Below are 25,174 nucleotides of genomic sequence, written 5' to 3'. Positions count from 1 at the left end.
CTCGACGGGGCGTTTCGGCCTGTCCGGCCCAGGCCCGCAACGGCGGTGACGTCGCGTCCTCACCGGTACCAGCCGAACCGCTCCGCGATCAGCGGCAGCCGGTCCGCCGCGATCGCGTGGGCCGCGGCCCGCGGTGTCGTCCCGTCGGCCTGGGCGCGGGCCAGCATCCGCTCGACCAGGGCCCGCATCGACCGGCGGGTGTACGCGAACGCCTCCTCGGCGTCGGCGCCGATGTCCCCGAACAGCGTCCACCACCACCAGGCATTGGTCCCGGAGTTGACCACGACGTCCGGCAGCACGGTCACCCCGCGCGCGGCCAGCAGGCGCTCCGCCTCCGGCCGCACGGGCATGTTGGCCGCCTCCACGACCCAGCGGGCCGTGATGCGCTCCTGGTTCCCGGCGTCGATGGCGTACGACACGGCGGCCGGCACCAGTACGTCCGCGTCCGCCGACAGCCAGGCGTCCCCCGGCAGTTCGCGGTCGCCGGGCCGCAGCGCCGAGCGGTCCACCGTGCCGTGGGCGTCCCTCGCGGCGAGCAGCGCCTCGACGTCGAGCCCCGACGGATTGGCGACCGTGCCCTTGAGATCGGCCACGGCCACGACCGTGAGCCCCGCGCGCGTGAGGAAGCGCGCGGTGGCCCCGCCCATGGTGCCCAGCCCCTGGAGGGCGACCCGCGTCCCCGTGTAGGGCACACCGGCCCGGTCCAGTGCGGCCAGGGCGGCTTCGGCCACACCGCAGCCGCCGGCCAGCTCGTCCAGCCCGATGCCGTCGACCTCGACCGCGAACGCGTCCCGGAGCCGCCGCCGGGCCTCGGCCTCGTCGTCCAGCAGCGGATACACGGCCTGGATCGAGGAGACCAGCCCCGCCTCGGCGGCGGCCCGGTCCACCAGGTCCTGGGTGAGCCCCAGGTCCTCGCCCGTGGTCCAGCAGCTCTCTATGTACGGCCGCATCGCCCGCAGGTAGCGCACCAGCAGCGGGTACGCCTCCGGGTCCCGGGGGTCGCAGTCGATGCCGCCCTTGGCACCGCCGAGCGGGACGTAGCGGCTCGCGGGGTCGTAGTGCAGTGCCTCCTTCACGGTCATGCCGCGGGCCAGGCCGGTGACCTCGTCGAGGGTGCAGCCCGCGCGCATCCGCAGACCGCCGCTGGCGACCCCGCGCACCAGCCGGTCGACGACCAGGAAGCCCTGCCGTCCCGTGAGGTGATCGGTCCAGGTCAGGGACAGCAGGGGGATGGCCATTCGGGCTCCTTCGCCGTCGGATTACTGAATCATCGGTCAGTATCTCCTTCGGTGGGACCCCTGTGCCCCGGAGATGTCGGAGGGGCCGACCATAATGGAAAGCCTGACCGACTCCACCTGGAGGTACCGTGGCCGGTTTCCGTACCCTGAGCTCCGGGCTCCGCGCGCTGCGACCCGGGGCGTTCGGCGCGGACCCTGGTGGTGAGCGCATGGCGCGCATCCGCAGATCGCCCCACTTCGAGGACGGGATCTTCCAGAACCCCGGCGGCCCCGCGCGGACCCGGCCCTCGGGCTCGACCCTGGACTTCGCGAAGGTCTTCTTCGACAAGGACACCCGGCCCCGCCGCACCCCGAAGGGCACCGTTCCGGTGCACTCCACCACCCTCGCCGACATCGCCCGGCCCCCGGCCACCGGGCTGCGGCTGACCTGGATGGGGCACTCCAGCGTGCTCGCCGAGATCGACGGCCGGCGCGTCCTGTTCGACCCGGTGTGGGGCGAACGCTGCTCCCCCTTCCCCTTCGCCGGACCCAAGCGGCTGCATCCCGTGCCCGTGCCGCTGGCGGCGCTCGGCCCGGTCGACGTCGTGGTCATCTCGCACGACCACTACGACCATCTGGACATGCCCACCATCAAGGCGCTCGCGGGCACGGACACGCTCTTCGCCGTGCCCCTCGGCGTCGGCGCGCACCTGGAGCACTGGGGCGTGTCCGCCGACCGGCTGCGCGAGCTGGACTGGCACGAGGCCACCGGGATCGGCGGCCTCACCCTGACCGCCACCCCGGCCCGGCACTTCTGCGGCCGAGGGCTGCGCAACACCCAGCACACCCTGTGGGCGTCCTGGGTCGTCGCCGGTGAGGAGCACCGGATCTACCACAGCGGCGACACCGGCTACTTCGACGGCTTCAAGGAGATCGGCGCCGAGCACGGTCCGTTCGACGCCACGATGATCCAGATCGGCGCGTACTCCGACTTCTGGCCCGACATCCACATGACCCCGCAGGAGGGCGTGCGCGCCCATCTCGACCTCCAGGGCGGAGCGGAGCACGGCCCGATGCTGCCGATCCACTGGGCCACCTTCAACCTGGCGACGCACCCGTGGGCGGACCCCGGCGAGGGGACCCTCGCGGCCGCCCGCGCGGTGGGCGCCGGTGTCGCCCTGCCCCGGCCCGGTGAGCCCTTCGAGCCCACGGCGGAGACGGTCCCCTCGGAGCCGTGGTGGCGTGGGGTGGCGCTCGCCCCGAAGGGGGGTCGTCCGGTGACGGAGGCCCTCGCCGGAGCCGGTATCAAGGCCGCGTCGGACACGGCAGCCGTGGCCCAGGCCGATACGGTGAGTGACGGTTCTGGTCGGGCCGACAAGGGCACCGAGGACCCCGAAACGCTCCCGGCGGGCTGATCCGGAGCGGACGGCAAGCGGACGGCGAGGGTCGGGGAGCGAAAGGCTCCCCGACCCTCGCCGTCTTTGTGTGACCGCTTCTGGCCAGGTCGGATCGAAATCTTCTCGTTCTTGGTCGGATGTACGAGGGTGTTATCGGTCTGTCGTACGAGACCTCATACCAGAGCGGGACGCTCACCGTATGAGTTTGTCAACTGCCCACCGCACATGATGCGCTGGCGACTACTGTCAGTGGCCGTCGGGAAACAGGACGGATCAGGGGAGTGGGGGCCGGCACGTGCAGGCGCAGGGCGGACGAGGGAGTCGACGCGACGGGGATTCCCGCTGCCCGCGTACCACCGACGCCGGCACGGGTGGGATCACCGAGGCGGGCGCCGGGGCCGGTGACGCGGTGGCCGCCGTCGACGGCGTGGATGCCGCCGGGGTCGGCGCCGGTGCCGCCGGGGTCTCCGGCCCGGGCCGGCACGCGGGTCACGCCGGAGCCGGGGCCGTGCGGCAACGGGGGGAGTCCGGGCGCGCGGCCCGGGGGGCGCGCAAGCGGCCACGCGAACCCGGCCGCACCACCGCAAGCGCCCCTGGCACCCAGGCCCGACGGACCAGTACGAGGACACCGATGTCTCACCTCCGCGCCCCGGCCGCACGCGCAGACCGCCGTGAGGGCGGGCGGCACGGGCGGCCTGCCGTCCGCACCGCACCCGCGCTGCCCGAGACCCATATACGGCCCCAGCTGCTGCGCCTCGCGGTGCTGCCGCCCGTCGCCGTCGCCCTCAGCGGCTGCGCCGCCGTCCTCTTCACCGTCCGGTCCACCGGCACGCGGCCCGGCCCCACCCTGTGGGCCGTGCTCGGCGGCGCGGTCTTCGTGGCCCTCGTCGGCATCGCCGTCGCCGCGATCGCCGCCAACCGGGCCGCCCGGTCCGTGCACGACCGCATCGGCATCCTGCGCCGCAGCACCGCGCGGCGCGAGGCCGACCTGCGCACCCTCGTCGAGACGCTGCGCCGCGGCGACGGCCCGCCGCAGCTCGCGCCGCAGAGCCGGAACGGCGATCCCGCCGAGGACGCCGACGACTTCGACCTCCTCACCGCCGACCTGTCCCGCGCGCACGACGGCGCCGTCACCGCCGTCGTGCAGGCTTCCCAGCTCTCCAGCCAGGCCGGCAGCGAACAGAAGCTCGAGGTGTTCGTCAACCTCGCCCGGCGCCTGCAGTCACTCGTGCACCGCGAGATCTCCATCCTCGACGAGCTGGAGAACGAGATGGAGGACCCCGACCTGCTCAAGGGGCTCTTCCACGTCGACCACCTCGCCACCCGCATCCGCCGCCACGCCGAGAACCTCGCCGTGCTGGGCGGGGCCGTCTCCCGTCGGCAGTGGAGCAACCCGGTCTCCATGACCGAGGTGCTGCGCTCGGCCATCGCCGAGGTCGAGCAGTACTCGCGGGTCAAGCTCGTGCCGCCCATCGACGGACAGCTGCGCGGCCACGCCGTCGCCGACGTCATCCATCTCCTGGCCGAACTCGTGGAGAACGCCACGGTGTTCTCCGCCCCGCACACCCAGGTGCTGCTGCGCGCCAACCTCGTCACCTCCGGGCTCGCCGTCGAGGTCGAGGACCGTGGACTCGGCATGCCCCTGGAGGAGCAGACGCGGATGAACGCGCTGCTCGCCGATCCCGACCAGGTGAACGTCGCCCGCCTCCTCGCGGACGGCCGGATCGGGTTGTTCGTCGTCTCCCAGCTCGCCCGCCGGCACGGCATCACCGTCCGCCTCCAGACCAACATCTACGGCGGAGTCCAGGCGGTGCTCGTCGTACCGCAGGCGCTGCTGGGGGCGGAGCCGGGGGCAGGGACCCCCGGGGGCACGGGGGAGCCGGAGGGCGCAGCGGCGGCCGGAGCGGAACGTCCGGCTGTGCCGGGGCGACAGGACGGGCAGGCCGGCCGGACCGGGCCGGGCGGGCAGTCGGGGCAGTCCGGGCGTCATCGTCATGGACAGAACGGGCAGGCCGGTGCCGGTGCCGGTGCCGGAGCCGGCGGCGTGTCCGGGTGGGTCTCCCCGGCCGGGGACGGTGCCTTCGGGGTCTCCTCCGTGCCGCTGCCCGCGTCCGGATCAGAGCCGTCTGCCCCGCTCGCCACACCCGCCGCGTCTCAAGGGCACCAGGCCCTGCCCCAACGGCACGAGGCCCTGCCCCAAGGACACGTGCAGGAACCCCAACAGGCCCCGGGCGGGAGCCCGCAGGACGGCCCGCCCGCGCCCCTGCCCGTGCGCGGGGCCCGACGGGAGCGGCCCACCCCGGCCGAGGCACGCCCCGGCATCACACCCGACGACCGGCGCGTCCTGGCCGAGAACGGGACCGCGCCGCCCACCCCCCGCAAGGGCACCGTGCGCGGCACCATGGGCAAGCCCCAACTGCCCCGTCGCCGCGCGCAGGAGCACATCGCACCACAGCTGCGCGACGGCCCGACGCCCCGTCAGGAGCCCGAGCACCTCGTGGGCCACGACCCCGGTCTGATGGCGGCCTTCCAGCGCGGCATCAGCCTCGCCGAGGCCCAGCAGAACATGGAGGCCGGCACCACCGCGTGGGGCGACGTGGAGGGGGCCCACATGGAGTCCGCCGATATGGGGTCCGCCCACATGGACTCCGCCGACACGGACTCTGCCCTCACGGACGTCGCCCACATGGACTCCGCCTACATGGACTCCGCCCACACGGACTCGGCATCCAGCCAGTCCGCCCACAAGGACCCGATGCCCGTTCGGCCGGTCCACCTCGAGGCGCTCCCCTCGGAGCTGTCCCCCTCGAACAGGCCGGCCCCCGGGGCCCGTTCCGACCACCGCACGACCACCACCCGGCAGGACGGGAGCGCACCCGCCGGATGACCACCCCCCGTTCCACCCCCACCCCCAGCGCTCCCGCAGACCTTCGTACCCCAAGGAGTCGATCCACCATGGCGAGCGATGCGCCGACCGCCCATGTTTCCGACCTCGACTGGCTGATGAGCGGCCTCGTGCAGCGCGTGCCGCACACGACCGCCGCCGTGCTGCTGTCCTGCGACGGGCTGGTGAAGTCCGTTCACGGCCTCGACCCGGACAGCGCCGACCACATGGCAGCCCTGGCCTCCGGCCTGTACTCCCTCGGCCGCAGCGCCGGTGTCCGCTTCGGCGACGGCGGCGACGTGCGGCAGGTCGTCGTCGAACTCGCCTCCACCCTGCTGTTCGTCACCACCGCGGGCTCCGGCACCTGCCTGGCCGTGCTCGCCGGCCGCGAGGCCGACGCGGCCGTGCTGGGCTACGAGATGGCGATGCTGGTCAAGAGCGTCCGTCCCTACCTGGTGACCGCTCCCCGGCAGTCCGTCGAATCCCCGGCGATGAGGCCTTGAGCGTGACGGCGGCCGGTGACGGGCCCTGGCTCGACGACGCGGCCGGGCGGCTGGTGCGGCCGTTCACGGTCAGCAACGGCCGCACCCGTCCCACCGTCGCGCTCGACCTCGTGTCGCAGGTGATGGCCACCGGGGCGACCCCCCTCGGCTATCTCGGCCCCGAGCACGCGCAGGCGCTCGAACGGTCCCGGGTACCCGTCGCCGTCGCCGAGGTCGCCGCCCATCTCAAACTGCCGGTGGCCGTCACCAAGGTGCTGCTGGCGGACCTCGTCGACTGCGGGGCGCTGACCACCAAGCCCCCCGCGTTCCACCACAACCCGACGGACCGGGCCCTTCTGGAGGCAGTGCTCGATGGACTACGACGACAGCTCTGACTACACCGGCGGACCGGCCCACGGCGCCGACCCGTTCCCCACCGCGCTGAAGATCCTGGTGGCGGGCGGGTTCGGCGTGGGCAAGACGACCTTCGTCGGCGCGGTCAGCGAGATCGCGCCGCTCAGCACGGAGGAACTGCTCACCACCGTCAGTGCCGCGACCGACAACCTCGACGGCATCGAGAACAAGGTCGAGACGACCGTGGCCATGGACTTCGGCCGCATCACCCTCGACCCGGAACACGTGCTCTACCTGTTCGGCACCCCCGGACAGGAGAGGTTCTGGTTCATGTGGGACGAGTTGTGCGAGGGCGCGCTCGGCGCGGTCATCCTCGCCGACACCCGCAGACTCCAGGAGTGTTTCGCGGCCGTCGACTTCTTCGAACAGCGCGGCCTCGGCTTCATCGTCGCGGTCAACGAGTTCGACGGCTCCTACCGCTACGACCCCGAGGAAGTGCGAGGTGCCCTCGACCTGTCCGACGACGTGCCCGTCGTGCGCTGCGACGCACGGATCTCCAGCTCCGGGGTCCAGACCCTGTTGACCCTGGTGCGTCATCTCATCGCCCACACGCCGGCCCCCGCGACCGGGTACGGCGCCCACATGTGACCCCCTCACACCCACCAGGGAGCCCCTATATGACGCAAGTCCACAGCCCAGGAGCACGCCCATGACCTACGACCCGCCGCGCCCGGCCGGTCGTCTGCTGCTCACACCCGAGGACAAGGAGGCCCCCGCCCGCACCCGCCGACTGCGCCGACTGGGCCTGGGGGAGCGCCCCGAACCCGCACTCGACGCCTTCGCGCACCGCCTCGCCGAGTTCACCGGGGCGCCGTACGCCATGGTCAACCTCCCCGACGAACAGGGGCAGTTCTACGCGGGCCTGTACGTGCCGGCTGTCGCACCGGTGGTGCGCAGCGACGGCACCACCCCGCGCCTCGGCCGTGCCCTGCCCCGCGACCACGGCTTCTGCCCCCATGTGGTGGCGCGCCGCAAGGCCCTCGCCCTGGAGGACGTCGGCGACTTCCCGCGGTTCGCCGGCAACCCGGTGGTCGACGAATTCGGCATCCGCTCCTATCTGGGAGCTCCGCTCATCGACGGCACGGGACTGGTGCTGGGCACGGTCAGCGTCGCGGACGTCGTGCCGCGGCCGTGGGGGAAGCCGGGCCTGACGGCGATCAAGGAACACGCCACGCAGCTCGTCATCGAGCTGGAGTCCCGGGACGGCCTGCCGCCCTACTGAAGCCCGGGGTCCTGGCGGGACCCCCGAGGGCGTGAAGGAAAGCTGAGGCGCCGCTTAAGAAAACCTCGATGGACCGGCGTGCCGCCGTACGGCAGATTGCTGTGCGATCCCACTCCTCTCCCGGTCCAGGGGTTCCTTCGGCATGCCCGGAGCCGGGACTCATCCTCAGGAGCCGTAGCGGTGAAGGCGCTGGTCAAGCAGAAGGCGGAGCCCGGGCTGTGGCTCGCGGACGTCCCCGAGCCCACCGTCGGGCCCCGAGACGTACTCATCAAGGTGCTGCGCACCGGAATCTGCGGCACCGACCTGCACATCCGGGCCTGGGACGGCTGGGCGCAGCAGGCGATCAGCACCCCGCTCGTGCTCGGGCACGAGTTCGTCGGCGAGGTCGTCGAGACCGGGCGGGACGTCACCGACATCGCCATCGGCGACCGGGTCAGCGGCGAGGGCCACCTGGTGTGCGGCAAGTGCCGCAACTGCCTGGCCGGACGCCGGCACCTGTGCCGGGCCACCGTGGGGCTCGGGGTGGGACGGGACGGGGCGTTCGCCGAGTACGTCGCGCTGCCCGCCGCCAACGTCTGGGTGCACCGGGTCCCCGTCGACCTCGACGTGGCCGCGATCTTCGACCCGTTCGGCAACGCCGTGCACACCGCGCTGTCGTTCCCGCTGGTCGGCGAGGACGTCCTGATCACCGGCGCGGGCCCGATCGGTCTGATGGCCGCCGCCGTGGCCCAGCACGCCGGCGCCCGCAACGTCATGATCACCGACGTCAGCGAGGAGCGGCTGGAGCTGGCCCGCAAGATCGGTGTCAGCCTCGCGCTGGACGTCTCCGGCTCCACCATCGCCGACGGCCAGCGCGCCCTCGGGCTGCGCGAGGGCTTCGACATCGGCCTGGAGATGTCCGGCCGCCCCGAGGCCATGCGCGACATGATCGCCAACATGACGCACGGTGGCCGGATCGCGATGCTCGGCCTGCCCGCGCAGGAGTTCCCCGTCGACTGGGCCCGCGTCGTCACCTCGATGATCACCATCAAGGGCATCTACGGCCGTGAGATGTTCGAGACCTGGTACGCCATGTCCGTCCTGCTGGAGGCCGGCCTGGACCTCTCGCCCGTCATCACCGGCCGCTACGGCCACCGTGACTACGAGGCGGCGTTCGAGGACGCGGCGAGCGGCCGCGGCGGCAAGGTCATCCTCGACTGGACCGCGTAATTCCCCTTCACCGCAAGCACCTTAGGAGCTTCCTGATGTTCGACTCCGTGCGCGACGACCTGCGCGCCACCCTCGACGAGATCCGCGCCGCCGGCCTGCACAAGCCCGAGCGCGTGATCGGCACCCCGCAGTCCGCCACCGTGAACGTCACCGCGGGCGGCCGCCCCGGCGAGGTCCTCAACTTCTGCGCCAACAACTACCTCGGTCTCGCCGACCACCCCGAGGTCGTCGCCGCCGCCCACCAGGCCCTGGACCGCTGGGGCTACGGCATGGCGTCCGTCCGCTTCATCTGCGGCACCCAGGAGGTGCACAAGGAACTCGAGGCGCGGCTCTCGGCGTTCCTCGGCCAGGAGGACACGATCCTGTACTCCTCCTGCTTCGACGCCAACGGCGGTGTGTTCGAGACGCTGCTCGGCCCGGAGGACGCGGTCATCTCCGACGCGCTGAACCACGCCTCCATCATCGACGGCATCCGCCTGTCCAAGGCCCGCCGCCTCAGGTACGCCAACCGTGACATGGCCGAACTGGAGGCCCGTCTGAAGGAGGCCTCCGACGCGCGCCGCCGCCTGATCGTCACCGACGGCGTCTTCTCCATGGACGGCTACGTGGCCCCGCTGCGCGAGATCTGCGACCTCGCCGACCGCTACGACGCGATGGTCATGGTCGACGACTCCCACGCGGTCGGCTTCGTCGGCCCCGGCGGCCGCGGCACGCCCGAGCTGCACGGCGTCATGGACCGCGTCGACATCATCACCGGCACCCTCGGCAAGGCCCTCGGCGGCGCGTCCGGCGGTTACGTGGCGGCCCGCGCCGAGATCGTCGCCCTGCTGCGCCAGCGCTCGAGGCCCTACCTGTTCTCCAACACCCTCGCCCCGGTGATCGCCGCTGCCTCGCTGAAGGTGCTCGACCTGCTGGAGTCGGCGGACGACCTGCGCGTCCGGCTGGCCGAGAACACGGCCCTCTTCCGCAGCCGTATGACCGAAGAGGGCTTCGACGTCCTTCCCGGCGACCACGCCATCGCTCCGGTGATGATCGGCGACGCGGCGGTCGCCGGACGCATGGCGGAGCTGCTGCTGGAGCGCGGCGTCTACGTCATCGGCTTCTCGTACCCGGTGGTGCCGCAGGGCCAGGCCAGGATCCGCGTCCAGCTGTCGGCCGCGCACTCCACGGACGATGTCAACCGCGCGGTCGACGCGTTCGTGGCGGCACGCGCCGAGCTGGAGGGCTGACCGACAGCACGGGGCGAATTTGAGACAATCGATCGCATGATCGAAGCGCGGCGGCTGCACATCCTCCGGGCGGTGGCCGACCACCGTACGGTGACGGCGGCTGCCGCCGCGCTGTACCTCACCCCGTCGGCCGTCTCCCAGCAGCTCGCCGCCCTGGAGCAGGAGACCGGCCACCGGCTCGTCGAGCGCGGCGCCAAGGGCGTACGGCTCACCCCGGCCGGCGAGATCCTGCTCAACCACACCAACGCCGTCCTCGCCCAGCTGGAGCGGGCCGAGGCCGAGCTCGCCGCGTACAGCTCGGGCGCGGCCGGCACCGTCACGGTCGCCTCCTTCGCGACGGGCATCGCCCTGGTCGTCGCGCCCGCCGTGGCCTCTCTCGCCCGGTCGGCGCCCGGGATCCGCATAAGCGTCCAGGACGCCGAGGGTGACGCGAGCCTGCCGATGGTGCTGGACCGGCAGGTCGATGTCGCCGTCGCCGTGGAGTATCGCGGGGCCCCGCCCGCCGACGACCCGCGACTGGCGCACCTACCGCTGTACGCCGAGCCCTTCGACGCCGTCGTCCCGGTCACCCACCGCCTGGCCGACGCGGCCGAGGTGCCGCTCGCCGAACTGGCCAAGGACCCCTGGATCGGTCCGTACCCCGGCAACCCCTGCCACGACGTGGTGGTGCTGGCCTGCGAGAGCGCCGGTTTCCAGCCCCGCATGGAGCACTCCTCGGACGATTTCCGCGCGGTCGTCGCCCTCGCCTCGGCCGACGCGGGCGTCGCCCTGGTGCCGCGCTCGGCGCTGCGCGGAATGGACCTCACCGGGGTGGTGGTCCGCCCCGTCGACGGAACGGCCCCCACCCGCCGGGTCTTCGCCGCCGTACGCCGGGGAGCCGAGGAGCACCCCCTCATCCGCCCGGTGCTGGACGCGCTCGGCGCGGCGGCCCAGGGGTGAGGAGTCCGTAACAGTGCTGTCTCATATCCGGGATAGCGTCCCGCATATGAGAAGCGACGAGACGGAGCCACTCGACGCCCGGCTGGGCGTGCGCCTGGCCGAACTGCGGGCCGAACACGGCTGGTCCCTGGGCGAACTGGCCGACCGCAGCGGGGTGAGCCGGTCCACCCTGTCCCGGGCCGAGCGGGCGGAGATCAGCCCCACCGCCGTACTCCTGAACCGCCTGTGCGCCGTCTACGGCCGCACCATGTCCCAGCTCCTCAGCGAGGTCGAGGCCGAACCGCAGGCCGTCGTCCGCTCCACCGGCCAGCCCGTCTGGCAGGACCGGGCCTCCGGCTTCGTGCGGCGGTCCGTGTCGCCGCCGCACCCCGCCCTGCGCGGGGAACTCGTGGAGGCCCGCCTCTCACCCGGCGCCGACCTCGCCTACGACCGCCCGCCCGTGGCCGGCCTGGAGCAGCACATCTGGGTCCTGGAGGGCGCCCTGGAGGTGACCACGCAGGACACCGAACACCGCCTGGACGCCGGTGACTGCCTGCGGATGCGAGTGTGGGGCCCGACCCGGTTCCGGTGCACGGCCCCCGAGGGCGTCCGCTATCTGCTGGCGGTGGTGCGGCCGTGATCCGCCTGGACGTACCCCGGCTGCTCGCCTGTTCGGCAGAGTTGGCGGACCTGCTGACCGCCACTGTGAACGGGGGCGCCTCGGTCGGCTTCCTCGCTCCGCTCGGCCCTGCGGAGGCCCGCGACTGGTGGGAGGAGCGGGCCGCCGAGGTCGCCGCGGGCCGGCTCGCCGTGTGGGCGGCGTGCGACGGGGACCGGGTGCTCGGCACCGTGAGCCTGGCCTTCCCCGGCAAGGCCAACAGCCGGCACCGCGCCGAACTCGTGAAGCTGATGGTGCACCCGGACGCCCGTGGACGCGGCCTCGCCCGTGGGCTCCTGGCCGCGGCTGAGGCCGCCGCCGCGGCGGCCGGTGTCACCCTCCTGCACCTGGACACCGAGACCGGCAGCCCCGCGGAACGTCTGTACCGGTCCGCCGGCTGGACACCGGTCGGAGCGATCCCCGACTACGCGGCGAGCCCCGACGGGGTCCTGAGGCCCACGACGATCTACTACAAGCACATACCGGCAACCGCTCTCACCAGGTGATGGTCGGTGAGAGCCGATACGGTGCCTGCCATGCCGGATGCCGAAGACGTACGACGGATCGCCCTGTCCCTGCCGGACACGACGGAGAAGATCGCCTGGAGCATGCCCACGTTCCGGGTCGCGGGAAAGATGTTCGCCACCCTGCCGGAGGAGGAGACCTCCATCGCCGTGCGCTGCCCCAAGGAGGAGCGCGACGAACTGGTGCTCGCCGAACCGGGGAAGTTCTGGATCGCCGACCACGAGTCCCAGTTCGCCTGGGTGCGGGCCCGGCTCGACGCCATCGAGGACGAGGGCGAACTGCGCGACATCCTCGCCGACTCGTGGCGTCAGGCGGCCCCGACCCGCCTCCTGGAGGCCCACCCCCGGCTCGGCCTGCCGGCGGTGTGACGCCTCGCGGTCTCACACCCTGACGGCCGCCCCGACGAAGCTCCCGATGCGCTCCCGCAGCGACCGGGCGTCGAGTCCGTGGGCGGCTGCGTGCTCCGCGGGCTGCCCGTACCGCCGCAGTTCGCGACGTCCCACGCCCAGCCCGAGGACACGGTGCGGCACGTCCGACAGGGCGTCGTTCGCGGCGGCCGTCGACGTCCCCGCCAGGTAGGGCTCGACGAGGACGACGTCCGTCCCGGCCGCCTCGGTGGCCCGGCGCAGGGCGGCCGCGTCGAAGGGGCGGACGGTGGTGGCGTACAGGACGGTGACGTCCAGCCCTTCGGAGGCGGCGAGCACCGCGTCGAGCATCGGCCCCACGGCGACCACGACGCCGGAGCGCCCCTCGCGGACGGTGTGGAACCGATTCCCGTCGACGGGCAGTGCGCGCTCGTTGGCCTGGACGGACAGCCGTACGTACACCTTGTCGTCGCCCGCCGCGACCGCGTGCCGCAGCAGCGTCTCGGCCTCGTCCGGATGCCCCGGCACATGGACGGTCCAGCCGTCCAGGGTGTCGAGCAGCGCCACATCGCCCGGCGCCATGTGGGTGTAACCGCCCGCGGGCCAGTCGAACGAGGCGGCGGCGCTCACCAGCACCGCGCCCGCGTCCTGGTGTCCGAGATCCAGCTTGATCTGCTCGAAGGGCCGTTCCACGAGGAAGCTGGCGAAGGTGTGCACGACGGGTCGCAGCCCGGTCAGCGCCAGCCCCGCCGCCGCCCCGACCAGGAGCTGCTCGCGGATGCCGACGTCGACGACCCGGCCGGGATGGCGGCGTGCGGCGTCGGCGAAGCCGTCCGTGCCGATCGCGGCGAGGACCACGGCGACCCGGGGGTCCTCGTCGAGCAGGCGGGAGACGACGGGGGCGAATCGGTCTCGCATGGTGTCCATGGGGATGAGGTTCCTTCCGGTGCGGGAGCTCAGGCGGACTTCGGCTCGACCCGGGCCACGACCACGTGCGGGCGGCCCGGGTGCGGCGCGGTGAAGGCGGTGTACAGGGCTTCGTGGTCACGGCCGTCGACGGTCAGCGCGGACCAGCCCGCCGCCTCGAAACGGGCGGCGATCCCGCCCGGTCGCGCGTACGTGGCGGAGGAGTTGTCGACGACGACGGTGTGCAACCGGTCGAGCCCGGCGGCCCCGGCGAAGGCGATCGCCTCGTGGTTGCTGCCCTCGTCCAGCTCGGCGTCCCCGATCAGCGTCCACACCCGCGGCTCGTCGAACCCCTGGGCGCGCAGCCCCAGCGCCGTTCCGACGGCGATCGGCAGTCCGTGCCCGAGTGATCCGCTGCCGATCTCGGCCCCCGGCACGAGCGTCCGGTCGGGATGGTGGCCGAGCGGGGAGTCGTACGAGCCGAAGCCCGGCAGCCACTCCACCGGCACGAAGCCCTTGGCCGCCAGCACGGCGTAGTACGCCATCGGCCCGTGCCCCTTGGACAGCAGGAACCGGTCCCGCCCCGGGTCGGTCCTGCTCTTCGGGCTCACTCGCAGCACCCGGTCGTAGAGGACCCACAGCACGTCCAGGGTGGACGTCGCGGCCGGGCCGTGCTTCTCGTCCCCGGTCATCAGGCCCATCAGGCCCGGCAGGTCGGCATACGTGTACGTGTGCGTCCGCGTCGCGTTGGTCATGACGACGAGCGTGCAACCTCGACCAAGCTTGAGGTCAAGCGGTGTCGCCGGGAAACGGATGCGCGATCACCGGCGCGAGTGCGGTATTGTTTCCCTGCGCGTTCGGCCGGGGGAATCCCCAGGTCAGACGGGCAACGGGACGTGGCGCAGCTTGGTAGCGCACTTGACTGGGGGTCAAGGGGTCGCAGGTTCAAATCCTGTCGTCCCGACAGAGTCGACCGGAGGGTCTGCCGACATCGGCGGACCCTCCGGTCGCGTTCGGGGCCGTCACCGGGCGGGGTCAGCCGCCGCCGTCCAGGTCGTCCCGTCGGCGGGAAACCTCCAGCTCGTGGCCGTCGAGTCGCATCTCGTACAGCTTGCCGCGGGCGTTCTCGAAGGGCCGGTGGAGGATCATCATCAGGCGGCCGTCGAAGGTGCGGAAGAGCATGCCGTGGCCGCTGTCGTCGCGGACCAGCGGGCGGCGCTGCTCCCAGGGTCCCGCGAGGTCCCCGGATCGCGACACGGCGTAGGTCTGCACGTAGCCGCCGCTGACGGTGCCGTCCCGACCGGCCGTGTTCTTCTCGTAGGTCGACCACAGCATGAGCAGGGAACCGTCAGGGGTGCGGTACAGCTGGGGGCCGTCGGTGATGTACGGCGGGAGCTGGTGCGGGACGCCGGCGGGGATCTGCTCGCCGGTCCAGGGCGCGTCCGAGGCCTTGAAGAGGAACACCGGGTCGCCGGCCGTCCGGGACAGGTCCGGGGTCAGGCGGACCGCCTCCATCGTGCCGTCGATGGTCTGCAGCCACTCGTGCGCGTACACCATCCAGGGCTGCCCGGACGGGTCGGCGTACAGCGTGCCGTCCAGGGTCATGAGGTGCTCGGGCGGCACCGGCCGGGACGGGTCGAGGACCGTGAAGGGGCCGAGCAGGGAGTCGGAGACCGCCGTGATCGTGCCGCGCATGTGGGTCGGGGTCCGGAAGGGCACACCCCATCGGTTCGGCGGCGGGGCGGCGAGCGGACGGCTCGCGTTGTGCAGGGTCGTGAACAGGTAGTACCTGCCGGCCCACGCGTGCACCTCCGGCGCCCACGCCCCGTCCACGGCCCAGATGCCCTCCTGCCCGGCGGTCAGGAAGACCACCACGGGCAGCGTCCAGTCGCGCAGGTCGTGGCTGCGGTAGACCATCGTGCCGGTGCCGTCCACGCCCGACACGGACGGGACGTTGGACGTGTACAGGTGGTAGGTGCGGGTCGTGTCGTCGGCGACGACGAACGGGTCGTGCAGCGGCATGTCGTCAAGCCGCATCGGCGAGGGTCCTCTCCCGGTCCTCCGCTGACCGCCCGGCGGTCAGATCACGCAGCCCGCATGCGCCAGCGCCTGCTTCAGCAGCACTCCGTGCCCACCCGGCATCTCGCTCTGCACCGCCTCCGAGACGGCCTCCCGCGGGCTGAACCACACCAGGTCGAGCGCGTCCTGCCGGGGCCGGCAGTCGCCCGTCACCGGCACGATGTAGGCGAGGGACACCGCGTGCTGGCGGGGGTCGTGGTACGCCGTGACGCCCTGCGTCGGGAAGTACTCCGCGACCGTGAACGGCTGGAGCGACGCCGGGACGCGGGGCAGCGCGACCGGGCCGAGGTCCTTCTCCAGATGGCGCAGGAGGGCGTCGCGGACGCGTTCGTGGTGCAGCACGCGGCCGGAGACCAGCGTCCGGCTGACCGTGCCGTCGGGGCCGATGCGCAGCAGCAGGCCGACGCTGGTGACTTCGCCGCTGTCGTCGACGCGGACCGGGACGGCCTCGACGTACAGGATCGGCATGCGGGCGCGTGTCATCTCCAGTTCGTCGGAGGACAGCCAGCCGGGCGTGGTTTCGGTCATGTCAGACATTGCTTGATCATACTTTCAGCCGTTCGGACTTCCTGGGTAGCCGCTCCAGGAGAACTGTGACCGGCCACACGCCCGTTCAATCGTCCTCCTGCCCCTCGGCCGCCGGCCGGTGGACCGTGAGGGCGTCGTCGCGCCCGGGCTCTGCTGTCTGCCGCGACGGCACCGCCGCGTGTCAGGGTTTCACGGCCACCGCGCCGTACTGCGGCACCAGCACGGCCGAGCCGGGCTCGGCACGCCACTGGCCGCACGACACCATGCCCGGCTCCAGCAGCTCCAGCCCCTCGAAGAACGCGGCGATGTCCGCGCCGGCGCGGGCGGTGATCGGGGGAGTGGCGTTCTCGTTCCAGAACTTCATGGCCGGGATCTGGCCCGCGCCGCCCAGCTCGTCGTCGAAGGTCGGGTGGGTGAGGACCAGGAAGCTGCCCGACGGCACCGCGGCCATCACCCGGCGCACGATGTCCCGGGCCTTGTCGACGTCCAGGACGAAGTTGAGGATGCCCAGCATCATCACGGCGATGGGCTGCGCGAAGTCGAGGGTCTGCCCCGCCCGTTCGAGGATGGCGTCCGGGTCGTGCACATCGGCGTCGATGTAGGAGGTGACGCCGTCGTGGGTGCCGGTCAGCAGTGTGCGGGCGTGCACCAGCACGATCGGGTCGTTGTCGACGTAGACGATGCGCGAGTCGGGCGCGAGGCGCTGGGCGATCTCGTGGGTGTTGTCCGCCGTCGGCAGTCCCGTGCCGATGTCGAGGAACTGCCGCACACCGCGCTCACCGGCGAGGAACGACACGGCCCGGCCGAGGAAGTCGCGGTCGGCGCGGGCGATGTCCCGGATGATCGGGAACATGCCGGCGACCTGCTCGCCGACCCGCTGGTCGACCTCGTAGTTGTCCTTGCCGCCGATCCAGTAGTTCCACACGCGCGCGTTGTGCGCCACACCGGTGTTCAGCCTCGCCGACCCGCCTGAAGGGGTGTGGCCATCACTCACGACTCGTCCTCTCCTCGCACTCGCACGAACGACCGAAACCGGTCATCGGCGCCATTGTGCCGCTCCGGTGATCACGCTGTCCCGGGAATCGGCGCAGCGGGGACGGAGGTTGGGGCGGGGCAGGCGTGCGGGAGGAGGCGGCTTGCCGTGCGGGCCGCTCTACTGGGGGCTCGCGGCGGGCGACTTCCCGGCCAGGACGTCCTTCAGACGCTGGGTGCCCTGTTGCACCGCCTGCTGGACGGAGTCGTTCTCGTCCCCGTCGAGCCCGCCCGCCGTGACGGTGATCGCGTCGTTGCCCACGCGGACGGCGGCGACGTCCAGGGTCAGCGTGGCCTCGTCGCCGCCGGTCGAGCCCCGCACCGTCACGCGCAGGCCCTGACGGGCGTCGCCGACCTTGGGCAGCGAGATCCCGATGACCTGGACGGTGCGCTGCTCCTTGCCGTCGGTCACGGTGAACTGATCGCACTTCTCCGGCAGGGTCGCCATCCACGTCAGGGAGTCCTGCGGGTCGGTGCGGTCGTAGGAGGCGACCTGGTACAGCAGGCGGGAGTCGCCCTGCTGGAAGCCGCGCAGTTCGGACGCGCCCGACGGTCTGCCCAGCAGATCGTCGTCGAAGAGGGAGTCGAGGAGCCGCCGGCAGTCGGCCGCCTGGGCCTTGGCGGTGAGGAAGTCGGAGACGTCGACGGTGCCGATGAGCAGGCTGTCGTGCCAGCTCTTCGCCTCCGTGTCCTTCACCTGCGTCCAGTCGTCCTCGATGTCCGCCTCGGTGATCAGCGCGGTCCGGGCGCCGTCCGTGGAGAGCGTGGCGGTGGGGGAGGGGGTCTGCCGCTGCGCGGCGGCCTGGGACGCGGTGACGCCCGGGACGCGCGCACCGTCCGTGCCGCCGTCGTCCGAGCAGGCCGCGGTGGCGAGCAGCGTGCTCGCCGCCAGGGCGGGGGAGAGGACGCGGACGAGGCGGGACGGACGACGGGTCATCGGGAGTGCCTCCTGGGGACGTGACGCGTGCCCTCAGCGCACCACCGCCCCCCACGGCCCACCACCGGCGCCGGACCGTTCGGGTGAGGACCGCAAGGCAGGGAACTTCCGGCTCCTGGCGTCAGAGGCGGCGCGCGCTGTTCAATGAAGCTGCACACGCAGCCCGAGCAGAGGAGCCGCCCGTGTCATCCGCCGTCGTGCCGCCCGTCGGCGCGCGTATCCGGCAGGCGCGCCTGGAGCGCGGGACGACTCTGCGTGCGCTGGCCCGGGAGATCGGCGTGTCGGCGAGTCTGGTGTCGCAGATCGAGACCGGGAAGAGCCAGCCGTCCGTCAGCACGCTGTACGCGATCACCACGGCGCTGGGGATCTCCGTCGAGTCCCTCTTCGATGCGGGGAAGGGAGCCGGGGACGGGGCCCAGGAGCCGGTCCGGGCGGGCGTCGGAGCGGGGCCGCTCGCCGCCGTCCCCGCCACCGTGCCGCACGCCCTCGCCGCCTTCGCGGCTGATCCGGGGCGGCGGATCGGGCCCCTGGTCGGTGCGGGCGGGCGGGAGACGCTGGAGCTGGACTCGGGGGTCGTGTGGGAGCGTCTCGGGCGGGTCCCGGGCGCGGAGGCCGACTTCCTGCTGGTGACATACCGGCCCGGTGGCTCGTCCTCCGGCTCCGGCGCGCTCATGCGGCACCCCGGAACCGAGTACGGCTATCTGACCTCGGGCGAGCTGATCCTCACCCTCGGTTTCGAGGAGTACACCGTGCGGCCGGGCGACTCCGTCTGCTTCGAGTCGACGACCCCCCACCGCTACCGCAACGATGGAGAGGTACCGGCTGTGGGCGTCTGGTTCGTGTCCGGCGATGCCGGGTGACAGCCTTGTTCAGTGACACTTGACACCCACCGCACTCGGGCGTTCACTCCGAAGTGGGGGTGGTCGCCATGGCGATCCACACATACGGACCCAACGCCGTCGACTGGGAAGAGCGCATCGACCTGGACCGGCTGCGCGGACAGCGGCTGGCCCGGCTGCACGAGTCCCTGAACCGCTCCGAGCTCGGCGCGGTGCTCAGCTTCGACTTCGCCAACATCCGCTACATGACGGCCACCCACATCGGCACCTGGGCGATGGACAAGCTGATCCGCTTCGCCCTGCTGGTGCGCGACGGCGAACCGGTCGTCTGGGACTTCGGCTCCGCCGCCCGCCACCACCAGCTGTACAACCCCTGGCTCGACTACAGCGACGGCAAGGGCGGCCCGCCCACCGGTGCCCGCGCCGGCATCTCCACCCTGCGCGGCGCCTTCCATCCGGACGCCGGGATCGCCGAGGACGTCGCCGCCAAGATCGCCGCCGAGCTGCGCGACCACGGTCTCGCGGGCGAACCCCTCGGTGTCGACGTCGCCGAGATGCCGGTCCTCGCCGCGCTGCGCGCCGAGGGCATCGGCGTCGTCGATGGGCAGCAGGTCTTCCTGGAGGCCCGCCGGATCAAGACCGGCGACGAGATCGCCCTGCTCACCCAGGCCTGCGCCATGGTCGACGCGGCCTACGAGGAGCTGTACGGGTACCTGCGCCCGGGGGTGCGCGAGAACGAGTGCGTCGGAGTGGTCAGCAAGGTGCTCTACGACCTCGGCAGCGAGTACGTCGAAGGCGTCAACGCCATCTCGGGCGAGCGCTGTTCGCCGCATCCGCACGTCTACAGCGACCGTCTGATCCGCCCCGGCGACCCCGCCTTCTTCGACATCCTGCACAGCCACCTCGGCTACCGCACCTGCTACTACCGCACGTTCGCCGTCGGCAGCGCCTCCGGTGCGCAGCGGGATGCCTATGTGCGCTGCCGTGCCTTCATGGACGAGGCGATCGCCCTGGTCCGGCCGGGCGCTACCACCGCCGACATCGTGCGGGTCTGGCCGCGTGCGGAGGAGTTCGGCTTCGCCGACGAGACCGCCGCCTTCGCCCTCCAGTACGGCCACGGCGTCGGCCTGTCGATCTGGGAGAAGCCGATCTTCAGCCGTCTGGTCTCCCTCGACCACCCCGAAGTCCTCGAAGAGGGCATGGTGTTCGCCCTGGAGACGTACTGGCCGGCCGCCGACGGCTGGTCCGCCGCCCGGATCGAGGAGGAACTGGTCGTCACCGCCGACGGCTGCGAGGTCATCACCAAGTTCCCCGCCGAGGACCTGCTGGTGGCCGGGCGCAAGTACTGGACGGTGGGCGGCGAGCTGAACACCCGGCGCGAGGCGCAGTCCCACCTCAACACCCGGGACCGCTGATGGACGCCACCGCCCTCCTCGACTGCTACGAGCGGATGAACGTCATCCGCCGCACGGAGAAGGCCGCCCACGACCTGTTCCTGCGAGGTCTCGTGAAGGGCACCACGCATCTGGCCGCCGGGCAGGAGGCGATCGCCGTGGGCGCGAGTGCCGCCCTGCGCCCGGACGACTACGTGTTCGCCACCTATAGGGGCCACCACCATGCCCTGGCCCGGGGCGCCACGCCCGAGGAGTGCCTCGCCGAGCTGATGAGCCGGGCGACCGGGCTGTGCAAGGCCAAGGGCGGCTCCATGCACCTGACCAAGGCGGCCACCCACATGCTCGGCTCGTACGCCATCGTCGGTTCCCACCTTCCGATGGCGGTGGGGGCGGCCTGGTCGGCCCGGCTGCGCGGCACCGAGCAGCTCGCGGTCGCCTTCTTCGGCGACGGCGCGACCAACATCGGCGCCTTTCACGAATCGCTCAACCTGGCCGCGGTGTGGAAACTGCCGGTGCTGTTCGTGTGCGAGAACAACCTGTACATGGAGTACACGCCGATCGCCGACGTCACGGCCGTGGCCCGCCCCGCCGCCGACCGGGCCCCTGCCCACGGCATCCCGGGCGAGGTCGTCGACGGCAACGACGTCGAGGCGGTCGAGGAGGCGGTGGGGCGGCTCGCGCGGCGGGCCCGGGCCGGAGACGGGCCCGCCGTGCTGGAGGCCGAGACCTACCGTCACTTCGGGCACAGCCGCGCCGACCCGGCGGCCTACCGCCCGGCCGAGGAGGTCGAACGCTGGCTCAAGCACGACCCGCTGGACCTCGCGCGGGGGCGCCTGGCCGAACTGGGGGTGGGCGCGGACGCGGTCGCCGAGGCCGACGAGCGGGCCCGGACCGTGGTGGAGCGGGCCGTGGCGGCGGCGAAGGCCGCGCCGCCGCCCGATCCGCGCGAGGCGCTGACCGACGTGTGGGCGGACGGAGGTGCCGCATGGCGGACGTGATCACCTACCGGGACGCGGTCGCCGAGGGCATCGCACGCGAGATGCGCCGGGACGCCTCGGTGGTGTGCCTCGGGGAGGACATCGGCGCGGCCGGCGGGGTGTTCAAGACGACCACGGGGCTGCGAGAGGAGTTCGGGCCCGAACGCGTGTGGGACACGCCCATCTCCGAACAGGCCATCGTGGGCGCGGCGATGGGTGCCGCCATGACCGGGATGCGGCCCGTCGTGGAGATCATGTTCTCCGACTTCCTGGCCTGCTGCTGGGACTACCTCGCCAACGAGATCCCGAAGGTCCGCTACATGACCGGCGGCCAGGTGACCGTGCCTCTCGTCGTACGCACCGCCAACGGCGGCGGGCTCGGCTTCGGCGCCCAGCACTCCCAGGCCACCGAGAACTGGGCCCTGACCGTGCCCGGTCTGAGGATCGCGGCACCGGCGACACCCGCCGACGTCGTCGGCATGATGGCGGCGGCGATCCGCAGCGACGACCCGGTGGTCTTCTTCGAGCACAAGGGGCTGCTCGCGAGCAAGGGGTCACCGGCTCCGCCCGATCACGTCGTCGAGCTGGGCCGGGCCTCGGTCGTGCGGGAGGGCGCGGACGTCACGCTCGTCGCGCTCGCCTCCATGGTGCCCTTGGCCCTGAAGGCCGCCGACGTGCTGGCGGGGGAGGGGGTCGAGGCCGAAGTCGTCGACCTGCGCTGTCTGGTCCCCCTGGACGCCGCGACCGTCCTCGCCTCGTTGGGCAAGACCTCGCGGCTCGTCACCGTCGAGGAGAACCCGTACCAGGGCGGCTGGGGCGCCACCGTCGTCTCGGTCGTCGCCGACGAGGGCTTCGGCCTGCTGGACGCGCCCGTGCGCCGGGTGGCGGGGGAGTGCGTCCCGCTGCCGTTCGCCGACGCGCTGGAGGAGCAGGTCATCCCCACCGTCGACAAGGTCGTCACGGAGGTCCGCGGGCTCGCCGCGTACTGAGCCGCACACCCGCCATCGAACACCCCATGGGAGGAAGCGCGATGACCACCAGGACACTGCTGCGCTCCGGTCACGTGATCTCGATGGACCCCGACATCGGGGACCTGCCCCAGGGGGACGTCCTGGTCGAGGACGGCAGGATCGCGGCCGTCGAGCCCGAGATCAGCGCCGACGCCGAGGTCCTCGACATGACCGGGCACCTCGTGATCCCCGGCTTCGTCGACACCCACCGCCACACGTGGGAGGCCCCCATCCGGGGCGTCGCCCCCGACGCCACCCTCGACGACTACTTCGTCGACGTCCTCGACACCTTCGCACCCCTGTACACCCCCGAGGACGTCTACGCCGGCAACCTCGCGGGCGCGCTGGAGTGCATCAACGCCGGCATCACCACCCTCGTCGACTGGTCGCACATCAACAACACCCCCGAGCACCCGGACGCGGCGATCCAGGGCCTGACGGAGTCCGGCATCCGGGCGCAGTACGCGTACGGCAGCGCCAACACCTCCCTCGCGGACTACTGGTTCGAGAGCAGGATCGCCATTCCGGCGGACGACGTACGGCGGATCCGGTCGACGCACTTCGCGTCCGACGATGGCCTGCTGACCATGGGCCTCGCCACCCGCGGCCCCGGCTTCTGCGTCGACGAGGTCGTCACCGCCGAGTGGGCCCTGGCGCGCGAACTGGGCCTCCCCATCACGGTGCACGTGGCCATGGGGCGGCTCGCCGGCCGCTTCGGCATGGTCAGGCAACTCCACGGCCTGGGACTCCTCGGCCCCGACACCACCTATGTCCACAGCTGCCACCTCAGCGGCGAGGAGTGGCGGATGGTCGCCGACAGCGGCGGCACGGTATCGATCGCGCCCCAGGTGGAACTCCAGATGGGGCACGGCTGGCCACCCGTGATGCAGGCGATCGAGCACGGTCTGCGGCCCTCGCTCAGCATCGACGTCGTCACCACCGTGCCCGGCGACATGTTCACCCAGATCCGCGCGGCCTTCGGCGCCGAACGCGCCCGTGTCAACGCCGACTGCTGGCAGGCCAACATGCCGGTCCCCGCCACCATGCTGACAGCGCGTCAGATGCTGGAGATCGCCACGGTCAACGGCGCCCACGTCGCCGGGCTGGAGGACCGCACCGGCTCCCTGACCCCCGGCAAGCGCGCCGACATCGTCGCGATCGACGCCACCGCACCGAACGTCGCCCCCGTGCACGACGCAGTCGCCGCGGTGACGCTGTGCGCCGACGTCTCCAACGTGGACACCGTCCTCGTCGACGGCGTGCTCCGCAAGCGCGACGGCAGGCTCCTGGGCGACACCGCACGCGCCCTGCGGCTCGTCGGCGAGTCCCGCGACCGGCTCCTCGCGGCGAAGGAGACCAAGGGCGCGAAGGCACCGGCATGACGAATCACCTGGTGCGCCACGCCGCCGGCCTGACCGACCCGCCCTACGACCGACACGGTCACCGGCGCCGGGCGCTGGTCGGCGAGGAGGACGGCAGCGTCCACACCGGCTTCGGCCTGTGCGAACTGCTCCCGGACGGCCGGGTGCCCGCGCACGTGCACTCGTACGAGGAGACCTTCCACGTCCTCTACGGAGCCGTGGTCCTCGACGTGCCGGACGGCTCCTGCCTGCTGGAGGCGGGCGACTACGGCCTGCTGCCGACCGGTGTTCCCCACGCCTGGCGCGGGGCCGGGAGCACCGCAGGCCGCTGGGCGGACATGCTGGCCCCGGTGCCGCGCGCCCGCTACGGACACGACACCCAGGCCGTACCGGACCTGCCCGCGCGCCGGCCGGCCCGGGTGGACGTGCGCGATCCGCGCACCCGTTCCTTCGGCCACTTCGAGCCCGACCAGATGGATCCCGCCAGGCAGTCGCAGGATCTGCTGGCGGCCACGGCGAGCATGCGGACCGCGCTGCTGGTCTACAGCGGGATCACGGTGAAGATGATGATCGACGGCGATCTGGGCGCGGTCGCCTCGACGATGTTCATGGTGCAGTACGCCTCCGACGGGGTCATCGGCACCCACGACCATCCCTTCGAGGAGACGTATCTGATCCTGGAGGGCGTGGCGGAAGCCACCCTCGACGGCGAGCGGTACCGGCTGGAGCCCGGCGATCTGGCCTGGGCGGGCGCCGGATGCGTGCACGGTTTCGGCAACGCGGGGCAGGGACCGCTGCGCTGGCTGGAGACACAGGCGCCGCAACCGCCGTCACGGCACTCGTACCGGTTCACGCGGGACTGGGACTACCTGCGCGCGGCACTGGAGGAGAAGTCATGAGCAGTGTGCTCGTCGTCGGCGGAACATCGGGGATCGGGCTCGAGTTCGCCCGGGCGCGGGCCGGGCAGGGCGACGACGTCGTTCTCACCAGCCGCGACACCCAGCGGGCCGAAGTGGTCGCGAAGGAGGTGGGCGCCCGCGGACTGGCCGTCGACCTGGCCCGGCCGATGGAGATCGCGGCGGCCCTGGCCGACATGGGCCGCGTCGACCACCTGGTGATCGCGGGCGTCTCCCGGGACGACAACAAGGTGACCGAGTACGACATCGACGCGGCCCTGCGCCTGGTCACCCTCAAGCTCGTCGGCTACACCGAGGTCGTGCACACGCTGCGCGCCCGGCTGCACGACGACAGCGCCATCGTGCTGTTCGGCGGCCAGGCCAAGGAGCGCCCCTACCCGGGAGCGACGACGGTGGCGACGGTCAACGCCGGGGTGCGGGGGCTGATGAACTCCCTCGCCGTCGAGCTCGCCCCCGTCCGGGTCAACGTTGTGCATCCCGGAATCGTGGGCGACAGCCCGTACTGGCAGGCCAAACCGGAGAAGGTGCTCGCCGCGCTGCGCACCGAGACACCCACGGGGCGGCTCGCCGCGATGGCGGACGTGGTCGACGCGGTGGACTTCCTGCTGCGCAACCGGTCCGTCAACGCGGTGGAACTCACCGTGGACGGGGGCTGGCTGCTCGGGTGAGGGGGT

26 protein-coding genes and 1 tRNA gene are annotated in these 25,174 nt (G+C 72.4%); 20 read left to right on the top strand and 7 right to left on the bottom strand.

What is annotated here, in order from left to right; all coding sequences use genetic code 11:
* Nucleotides 1-59: 59 nt before the first annotated feature.
* Nucleotides 60-1,238, bottom strand: coding sequence for a Glu/Leu/Phe/Val dehydrogenase dimerization domain-containing protein (locus ACFY9E_RS02235; protein WP_390978497.1), 1,179 nt, complete (start codon nucleotides 1,236-1,238; stop codon nucleotides 60-62).
* Nucleotides 1,239-1,366: 128 nt separating this feature from the next.
* On the opposite strand from ACFY9E_RS02235, the gene ACFY9E_RS02230 reads away from it, so the two are divergent.
* The 12 genes from ACFY9E_RS02230 to ACFY9E_RS02175 all read left to right on the top strand — a co-directional run bounded on the left by ACFY9E_RS02230 (nucleotide 1,367) and on the right by ACFY9E_RS02175 (nucleotide 12,523).
* A complete protein-coding gene (locus ACFY9E_RS02230) occupies nucleotides 1,367-2,632 on the top strand; it encodes an MBL fold metallo-hydrolase (RefSeq protein ID WP_390978495.1) in 1,266 nt (421 codons plus the stop codon).
* Nucleotides 2,633-3,245: 613 nt separating this feature from the next.
* Entirely contained in the window at nucleotides 3,246-5,501 is a 2,256-nt protein-coding gene (locus ACFY9E_RS02225) for an ATP-binding protein (protein WP_390978493.1), read from the top strand.
* 68 nt (nucleotides 5,502-5,569) lie between these two features.
* Nucleotides 5,570-6,001 (top strand): roadblock/LC7 domain-containing protein, encoded by a 432-nt coding sequence (locus ACFY9E_RS02220; RefSeq protein ID WP_030840841.1) that lies wholly within the window; start codon nucleotides 5,570-5,572, stop codon nucleotides 5,999-6,001.
* Nucleotides 6,002-6,003: 2 nt separating this feature from the next.
* Nucleotides 6,004-6,375 (top strand): DUF742 domain-containing protein, encoded by a 372-nt coding sequence (locus ACFY9E_RS02215; protein WP_390980248.1) that lies wholly within the window; start codon nucleotides 6,004-6,006, stop codon nucleotides 6,373-6,375.
* Entirely contained in the window at nucleotides 6,353-6,982 is a 630-nt protein-coding gene (locus ACFY9E_RS02210) for an ATP/GTP-binding protein (protein WP_390978491.1), read from the top strand. The genes ACFY9E_RS02215 and ACFY9E_RS02210 overlap by 23 nt, the downstream gene beginning before the upstream one ends.
* A 61-nt stretch (nucleotides 6,983-7,043) precedes the next feature.
* Nucleotides 7,044-7,616 (top strand): GAF domain-containing protein, encoded by a 573-nt coding sequence (locus ACFY9E_RS02205; RefSeq protein WP_390978489.1) that lies wholly within the window; start codon nucleotides 7,044-7,046, stop codon nucleotides 7,614-7,616.
* A 180-nt stretch (nucleotides 7,617-7,796) separates the two neighbouring features.
* Nucleotides 7,797-8,825 carry an L-threonine 3-dehydrogenase gene (gene tdh / locus ACFY9E_RS02200; protein WP_390978487.1) on the top strand — a complete coding sequence of 343 codons (1,029 nt, stop codon included), beginning with the start codon at nucleotides 7,797-7,799 and terminating at the stop codon, nucleotides 8,823-8,825.
* Nucleotides 8,826-8,860: 35 nt separating this feature from the next.
* Nucleotides 8,861-10,054 (top strand): glycine C-acetyltransferase, encoded by a 1,194-nt coding sequence (locus ACFY9E_RS02195; RefSeq protein WP_390978485.1) that lies wholly within the window; start codon nucleotides 8,861-8,863, stop codon nucleotides 10,052-10,054.
* Nucleotides 10,055-10,090: 36 nt separating this feature from the next.
* Nucleotides 10,091-10,993 carry a LysR substrate-binding domain-containing protein gene (locus ACFY9E_RS02190; RefSeq protein WP_390978483.1) on the top strand — a complete coding sequence of 301 codons (903 nt, stop codon included), beginning with the start codon at nucleotides 10,091-10,093 and terminating at the stop codon, nucleotides 10,991-10,993.
* A 46-nt stretch (nucleotides 10,994-11,039) separates the two neighbouring features.
* On the top strand, nucleotides 11,040-11,612 hold the full coding sequence (locus ACFY9E_RS02185; protein ID WP_390978482.1) for a helix-turn-helix domain-containing protein: 573 nt from the start codon (nucleotides 11,040-11,042) through the stop codon (nucleotides 11,610-11,612).
* Nucleotides 11,609-12,136: a GNAT family N-acetyltransferase gene (locus tag ACFY9E_RS02180; RefSeq protein ID WP_390978480.1), complete on the top strand. Its 528-nt coding sequence runs from the start codon at nucleotides 11,609-11,611 to the stop codon at nucleotides 12,134-12,136. Before ACFY9E_RS02185 ends, ACFY9E_RS02180 begins: the two co-directional genes overlap by 4 nt.
* Nucleotides 12,137-12,166: 30 nt before the next feature.
* Nucleotides 12,167-12,523 (top strand): MmcQ/YjbR family DNA-binding protein, encoded by a 357-nt coding sequence (locus ACFY9E_RS02175; RefSeq protein ID WP_390978478.1) that lies wholly within the window; start codon nucleotides 12,167-12,169, stop codon nucleotides 12,521-12,523.
* A 12-nt stretch (nucleotides 12,524-12,535) separates the two neighbouring features.
* Here the strand turns inward: ACFY9E_RS02175 and ACFY9E_RS02170 are convergent, their stop codons facing one another.
* Nucleotides 12,536-13,447 carry a transketolase C-terminal domain-containing protein gene (locus ACFY9E_RS02170; RefSeq protein ID WP_390978476.1) on the bottom strand — a complete coding sequence of 304 codons (912 nt, stop codon included), beginning with the start codon at nucleotides 13,445-13,447 and terminating at the stop codon, nucleotides 12,536-12,538.
* A 29-nt stretch (nucleotides 13,448-13,476) separates the two neighbouring features.
* Nucleotides 13,477-14,181 carry a transketolase gene (locus tag ACFY9E_RS02165; protein WP_390978474.1) on the bottom strand — a complete coding sequence of 235 codons (705 nt, stop codon included), beginning with the start codon at nucleotides 14,179-14,181 and terminating at the stop codon, nucleotides 13,477-13,479.
* A 135-nt stretch (nucleotides 14,182-14,316) separates the two neighbouring features.
* Here ACFY9E_RS02165 and ACFY9E_RS02160 point away from each other — a divergent pair.
* Nucleotides 14,317-14,390 (top strand) — tRNA-Pro (locus tag ACFY9E_RS02160).
* A 71-nt stretch (nucleotides 14,391-14,461) separates the two neighbouring features.
* On the opposite strand, the gene ACFY9E_RS02155 is transcribed toward ACFY9E_RS02160, so the two are convergent.
* The 4 genes from ACFY9E_RS02155 to ACFY9E_RS02140 form a co-directional block, all read right to left on the bottom strand.
* A complete protein-coding gene (locus ACFY9E_RS02155; RefSeq protein ID WP_390978472.1) occupies nucleotides 14,462-15,463 on the bottom strand; it encodes a family 43 glycosylhydrolase in 1,002 nt (333 codons plus the stop codon).
* A 42-nt stretch (nucleotides 15,464-15,505) separates the two neighbouring features.
* The gene (locus tag ACFY9E_RS02150) at nucleotides 15,506-16,033 is read right to left on the bottom strand and encodes an NUDIX hydrolase family protein (RefSeq protein WP_352117912.1); all 528 of its coding nucleotides are present in this window, start codon (nucleotides 16,031-16,033) and stop codon (nucleotides 15,506-15,508) included.
* Nucleotides 16,034-16,214: 181 nt separating this feature from the next.
* Nucleotides 16,215-17,027 carry an SAM-dependent methyltransferase gene (locus ACFY9E_RS02145; RefSeq protein ID WP_390978470.1) on the bottom strand — a complete coding sequence of 271 codons (813 nt, stop codon included), beginning with the start codon at nucleotides 17,025-17,027 and terminating at the stop codon, nucleotides 16,215-16,217.
* 159 nt (nucleotides 17,028-17,186) lie between these two features.
* Complete coding sequence (locus ACFY9E_RS02140; RefSeq protein WP_390978468.1) at nucleotides 17,187-18,002, bottom strand: hypothetical protein; 816 nt, start codon at nucleotides 18,000-18,002, stop codon at nucleotides 17,187-17,189.
* 182 nt (nucleotides 18,003-18,184) lie between these two features.
* Between ACFY9E_RS02140 and ACFY9E_RS02135 the strand changes: the two genes are divergently transcribed.
* From ACFY9E_RS02135 to ACFY9E_RS02105, 7 genes are all read left to right on the top strand, one after another.
* A complete protein-coding gene (locus ACFY9E_RS02135; RefSeq protein WP_390978466.1) occupies nucleotides 18,185-18,862 on the top strand; it encodes a cupin domain-containing protein in 678 nt (225 codons plus the stop codon).
* Between the two features lie 68 nt (nucleotides 18,863-18,930).
* Entirely contained in the window at nucleotides 18,931-20,256 is a 1,326-nt protein-coding gene (locus ACFY9E_RS02130) for a M24 family metallopeptidase (RefSeq protein ID WP_390978464.1), read from the top strand.
* The gene (locus ACFY9E_RS02125; RefSeq protein WP_390978462.1) at nucleotides 20,256-21,233 is read left to right on the top strand and encodes a thiamine pyrophosphate-dependent enzyme; all 978 of its coding nucleotides are present in this window, start codon (nucleotides 20,256-20,258) and stop codon (nucleotides 21,231-21,233) included. Before ACFY9E_RS02130 ends, ACFY9E_RS02125 begins: the two co-directional genes overlap by 1 nt.
* Nucleotides 21,221-22,201, top strand: coding sequence for a pyruvate dehydrogenase complex E1 component subunit beta (locus ACFY9E_RS02120; RefSeq protein ID WP_390978460.1), 981 nt, complete (start codon nucleotides 21,221-21,223; stop codon nucleotides 22,199-22,201). The genes ACFY9E_RS02125 and ACFY9E_RS02120 overlap by 13 nt, the downstream gene beginning before the upstream one ends.
* 41 nt (nucleotides 22,202-22,242) lie before the next feature.
* Nucleotides 22,243-23,604 carry an amidohydrolase family protein gene (locus tag ACFY9E_RS02115; protein ID WP_390978458.1) on the top strand — a complete coding sequence of 454 codons (1,362 nt, stop codon included), beginning with the start codon at nucleotides 22,243-22,245 and terminating at the stop codon, nucleotides 23,602-23,604.
* A complete protein-coding gene (locus ACFY9E_RS02110) occupies nucleotides 23,601-24,482 on the top strand; it encodes a cupin domain-containing protein (RefSeq protein ID WP_390978456.1) in 882 nt (293 codons plus the stop codon). Before ACFY9E_RS02115 ends, ACFY9E_RS02110 begins: the two co-directional genes overlap by 4 nt.
* Nucleotides 24,479-25,168 (top strand): SDR family oxidoreductase, encoded by a 690-nt coding sequence (locus tag ACFY9E_RS02105; RefSeq protein ID WP_390978454.1) that lies wholly within the window; start codon nucleotides 24,479-24,481, stop codon nucleotides 25,166-25,168. The genes ACFY9E_RS02110 and ACFY9E_RS02105 overlap by 4 nt, the downstream gene beginning before the upstream one ends.
* The last annotated feature ends 6 nt before the right edge of the window (nucleotides 25,169-25,174 follow it).

Origin of the sequence: Streptomyces sp. NPDC012466, from assembly GCF_042955215.1 — a bacterium.
Lineage (GTDB): Bacteria > Actinomycetota > Actinomycetes > Streptomycetales > Streptomycetaceae > Streptomyces.
The sequence above is the reverse complement of the archived record's forward strand: the minus strand, read 5'-3'. Positions and strand labels throughout refer to the sequence as shown.

Excerpts from the sequence above, each read along its gene's own strand:
- ACFY9E_RS02235 (WP_390978497.1), bottom strand. The coding sequence starts at position 1,238 with ATGGCCATCCCCCTGCTGTCCCTGACCTGGACCGATCACCTCACGGGA.
- ACFY9E_RS02225 (WP_390978493.1), top strand. The coding sequence starts at position 3,246 with ATGTCTCACCTCCGCGCCCCGGCCGCACGCGCAGACCGCCGTGAGGGC.
- ACFY9E_RS02220 (WP_030840841.1), top strand. The coding sequence starts at position 5,570 with ATGGCGAGCGATGCGCCGACCGCCCATGTTTCCGACCTCGACTGGCTG.
- ACFY9E_RS02210 (WP_390978491.1), top strand. The coding sequence starts at position 6,353 with ATGGACTACGACGACAGCTCTGACTACACCGGCGGACCGGCCCACGGC.
- ACFY9E_RS02205 (WP_390978489.1), top strand. The coding sequence starts at position 7,044 with ATGACCTACGACCCGCCGCGCCCGGCCGGTCGTCTGCTGCTCACACCC.
- ACFY9E_RS02195 (WP_390978485.1), top strand. The coding sequence starts at position 8,861 with ATGTTCGACTCCGTGCGCGACGACCTGCGCGCCACCCTCGACGAGATC.
- ACFY9E_RS02190 (WP_390978483.1), top strand. The coding sequence starts at position 10,091 with ATGATCGAAGCGCGGCGGCTGCACATCCTCCGGGCGGTGGCCGACCAC.
- ACFY9E_RS02185 (WP_390978482.1), top strand. The coding sequence starts at position 11,040 with ATGAGAAGCGACGAGACGGAGCCACTCGACGCCCGGCTGGGCGTGCGC.
- ACFY9E_RS02175 (WP_390978478.1), top strand. The coding sequence starts at position 12,167 with ATGCCGGATGCCGAAGACGTACGACGGATCGCCCTGTCCCTGCCGGAC.
- ACFY9E_RS02170 (WP_390978476.1), bottom strand. The coding sequence starts at position 13,447 with ATGGACACCATGCGAGACCGATTCGCCCCCGTCGTCTCCCGCCTGCTC.
- ACFY9E_RS02165 (WP_390978474.1), bottom strand. The coding sequence starts at position 14,181 with ATGACCAACGCGACGCGGACGCACACGTACACGTATGCCGACCTGCCG.
- ACFY9E_RS02155 (WP_390978472.1), bottom strand. The coding sequence starts at position 15,463 with ATGCGGCTTGACGACATGCCGCTGCACGACCCGTTCGTCGTCGCCGAC.
- ACFY9E_RS02150 (WP_352117912.1), bottom strand. The coding sequence starts at position 16,033 with ATGACCGAAACCACGCCCGGCTGGCTGTCCTCCGACGAACTGGAGATG.
- ACFY9E_RS02140 (WP_390978468.1), bottom strand. The coding sequence starts at position 18,002 with ATGACCCGTCGTCCGTCCCGCCTCGTCCGCGTCCTCTCCCCCGCCCTG.
- ACFY9E_RS02130 (WP_390978464.1), top strand. The coding sequence starts at position 18,931 with ATGGCGATCCACACATACGGACCCAACGCCGTCGACTGGGAAGAGCGC.
- ACFY9E_RS02125 (WP_390978462.1), top strand. The coding sequence starts at position 20,256 with ATGGACGCCACCGCCCTCCTCGACTGCTACGAGCGGATGAACGTCATC.
- ACFY9E_RS02120 (WP_390978460.1), top strand. The coding sequence starts at position 21,221 with ATGGCGGACGTGATCACCTACCGGGACGCGGTCGCCGAGGGCATCGCA.
- ACFY9E_RS02115 (WP_390978458.1), top strand. The coding sequence starts at position 22,243 with ATGACCACCAGGACACTGCTGCGCTCCGGTCACGTGATCTCGATGGAC.
- ACFY9E_RS02110 (WP_390978456.1), top strand. The coding sequence starts at position 23,601 with ATGACGAATCACCTGGTGCGCCACGCCGCCGGCCTGACCGACCCGCCC.
- ACFY9E_RS02105 (WP_390978454.1), top strand. The coding sequence starts at position 24,479 with ATGAGCAGTGTGCTCGTCGTCGGCGGAACATCGGGGATCGGGCTCGAG.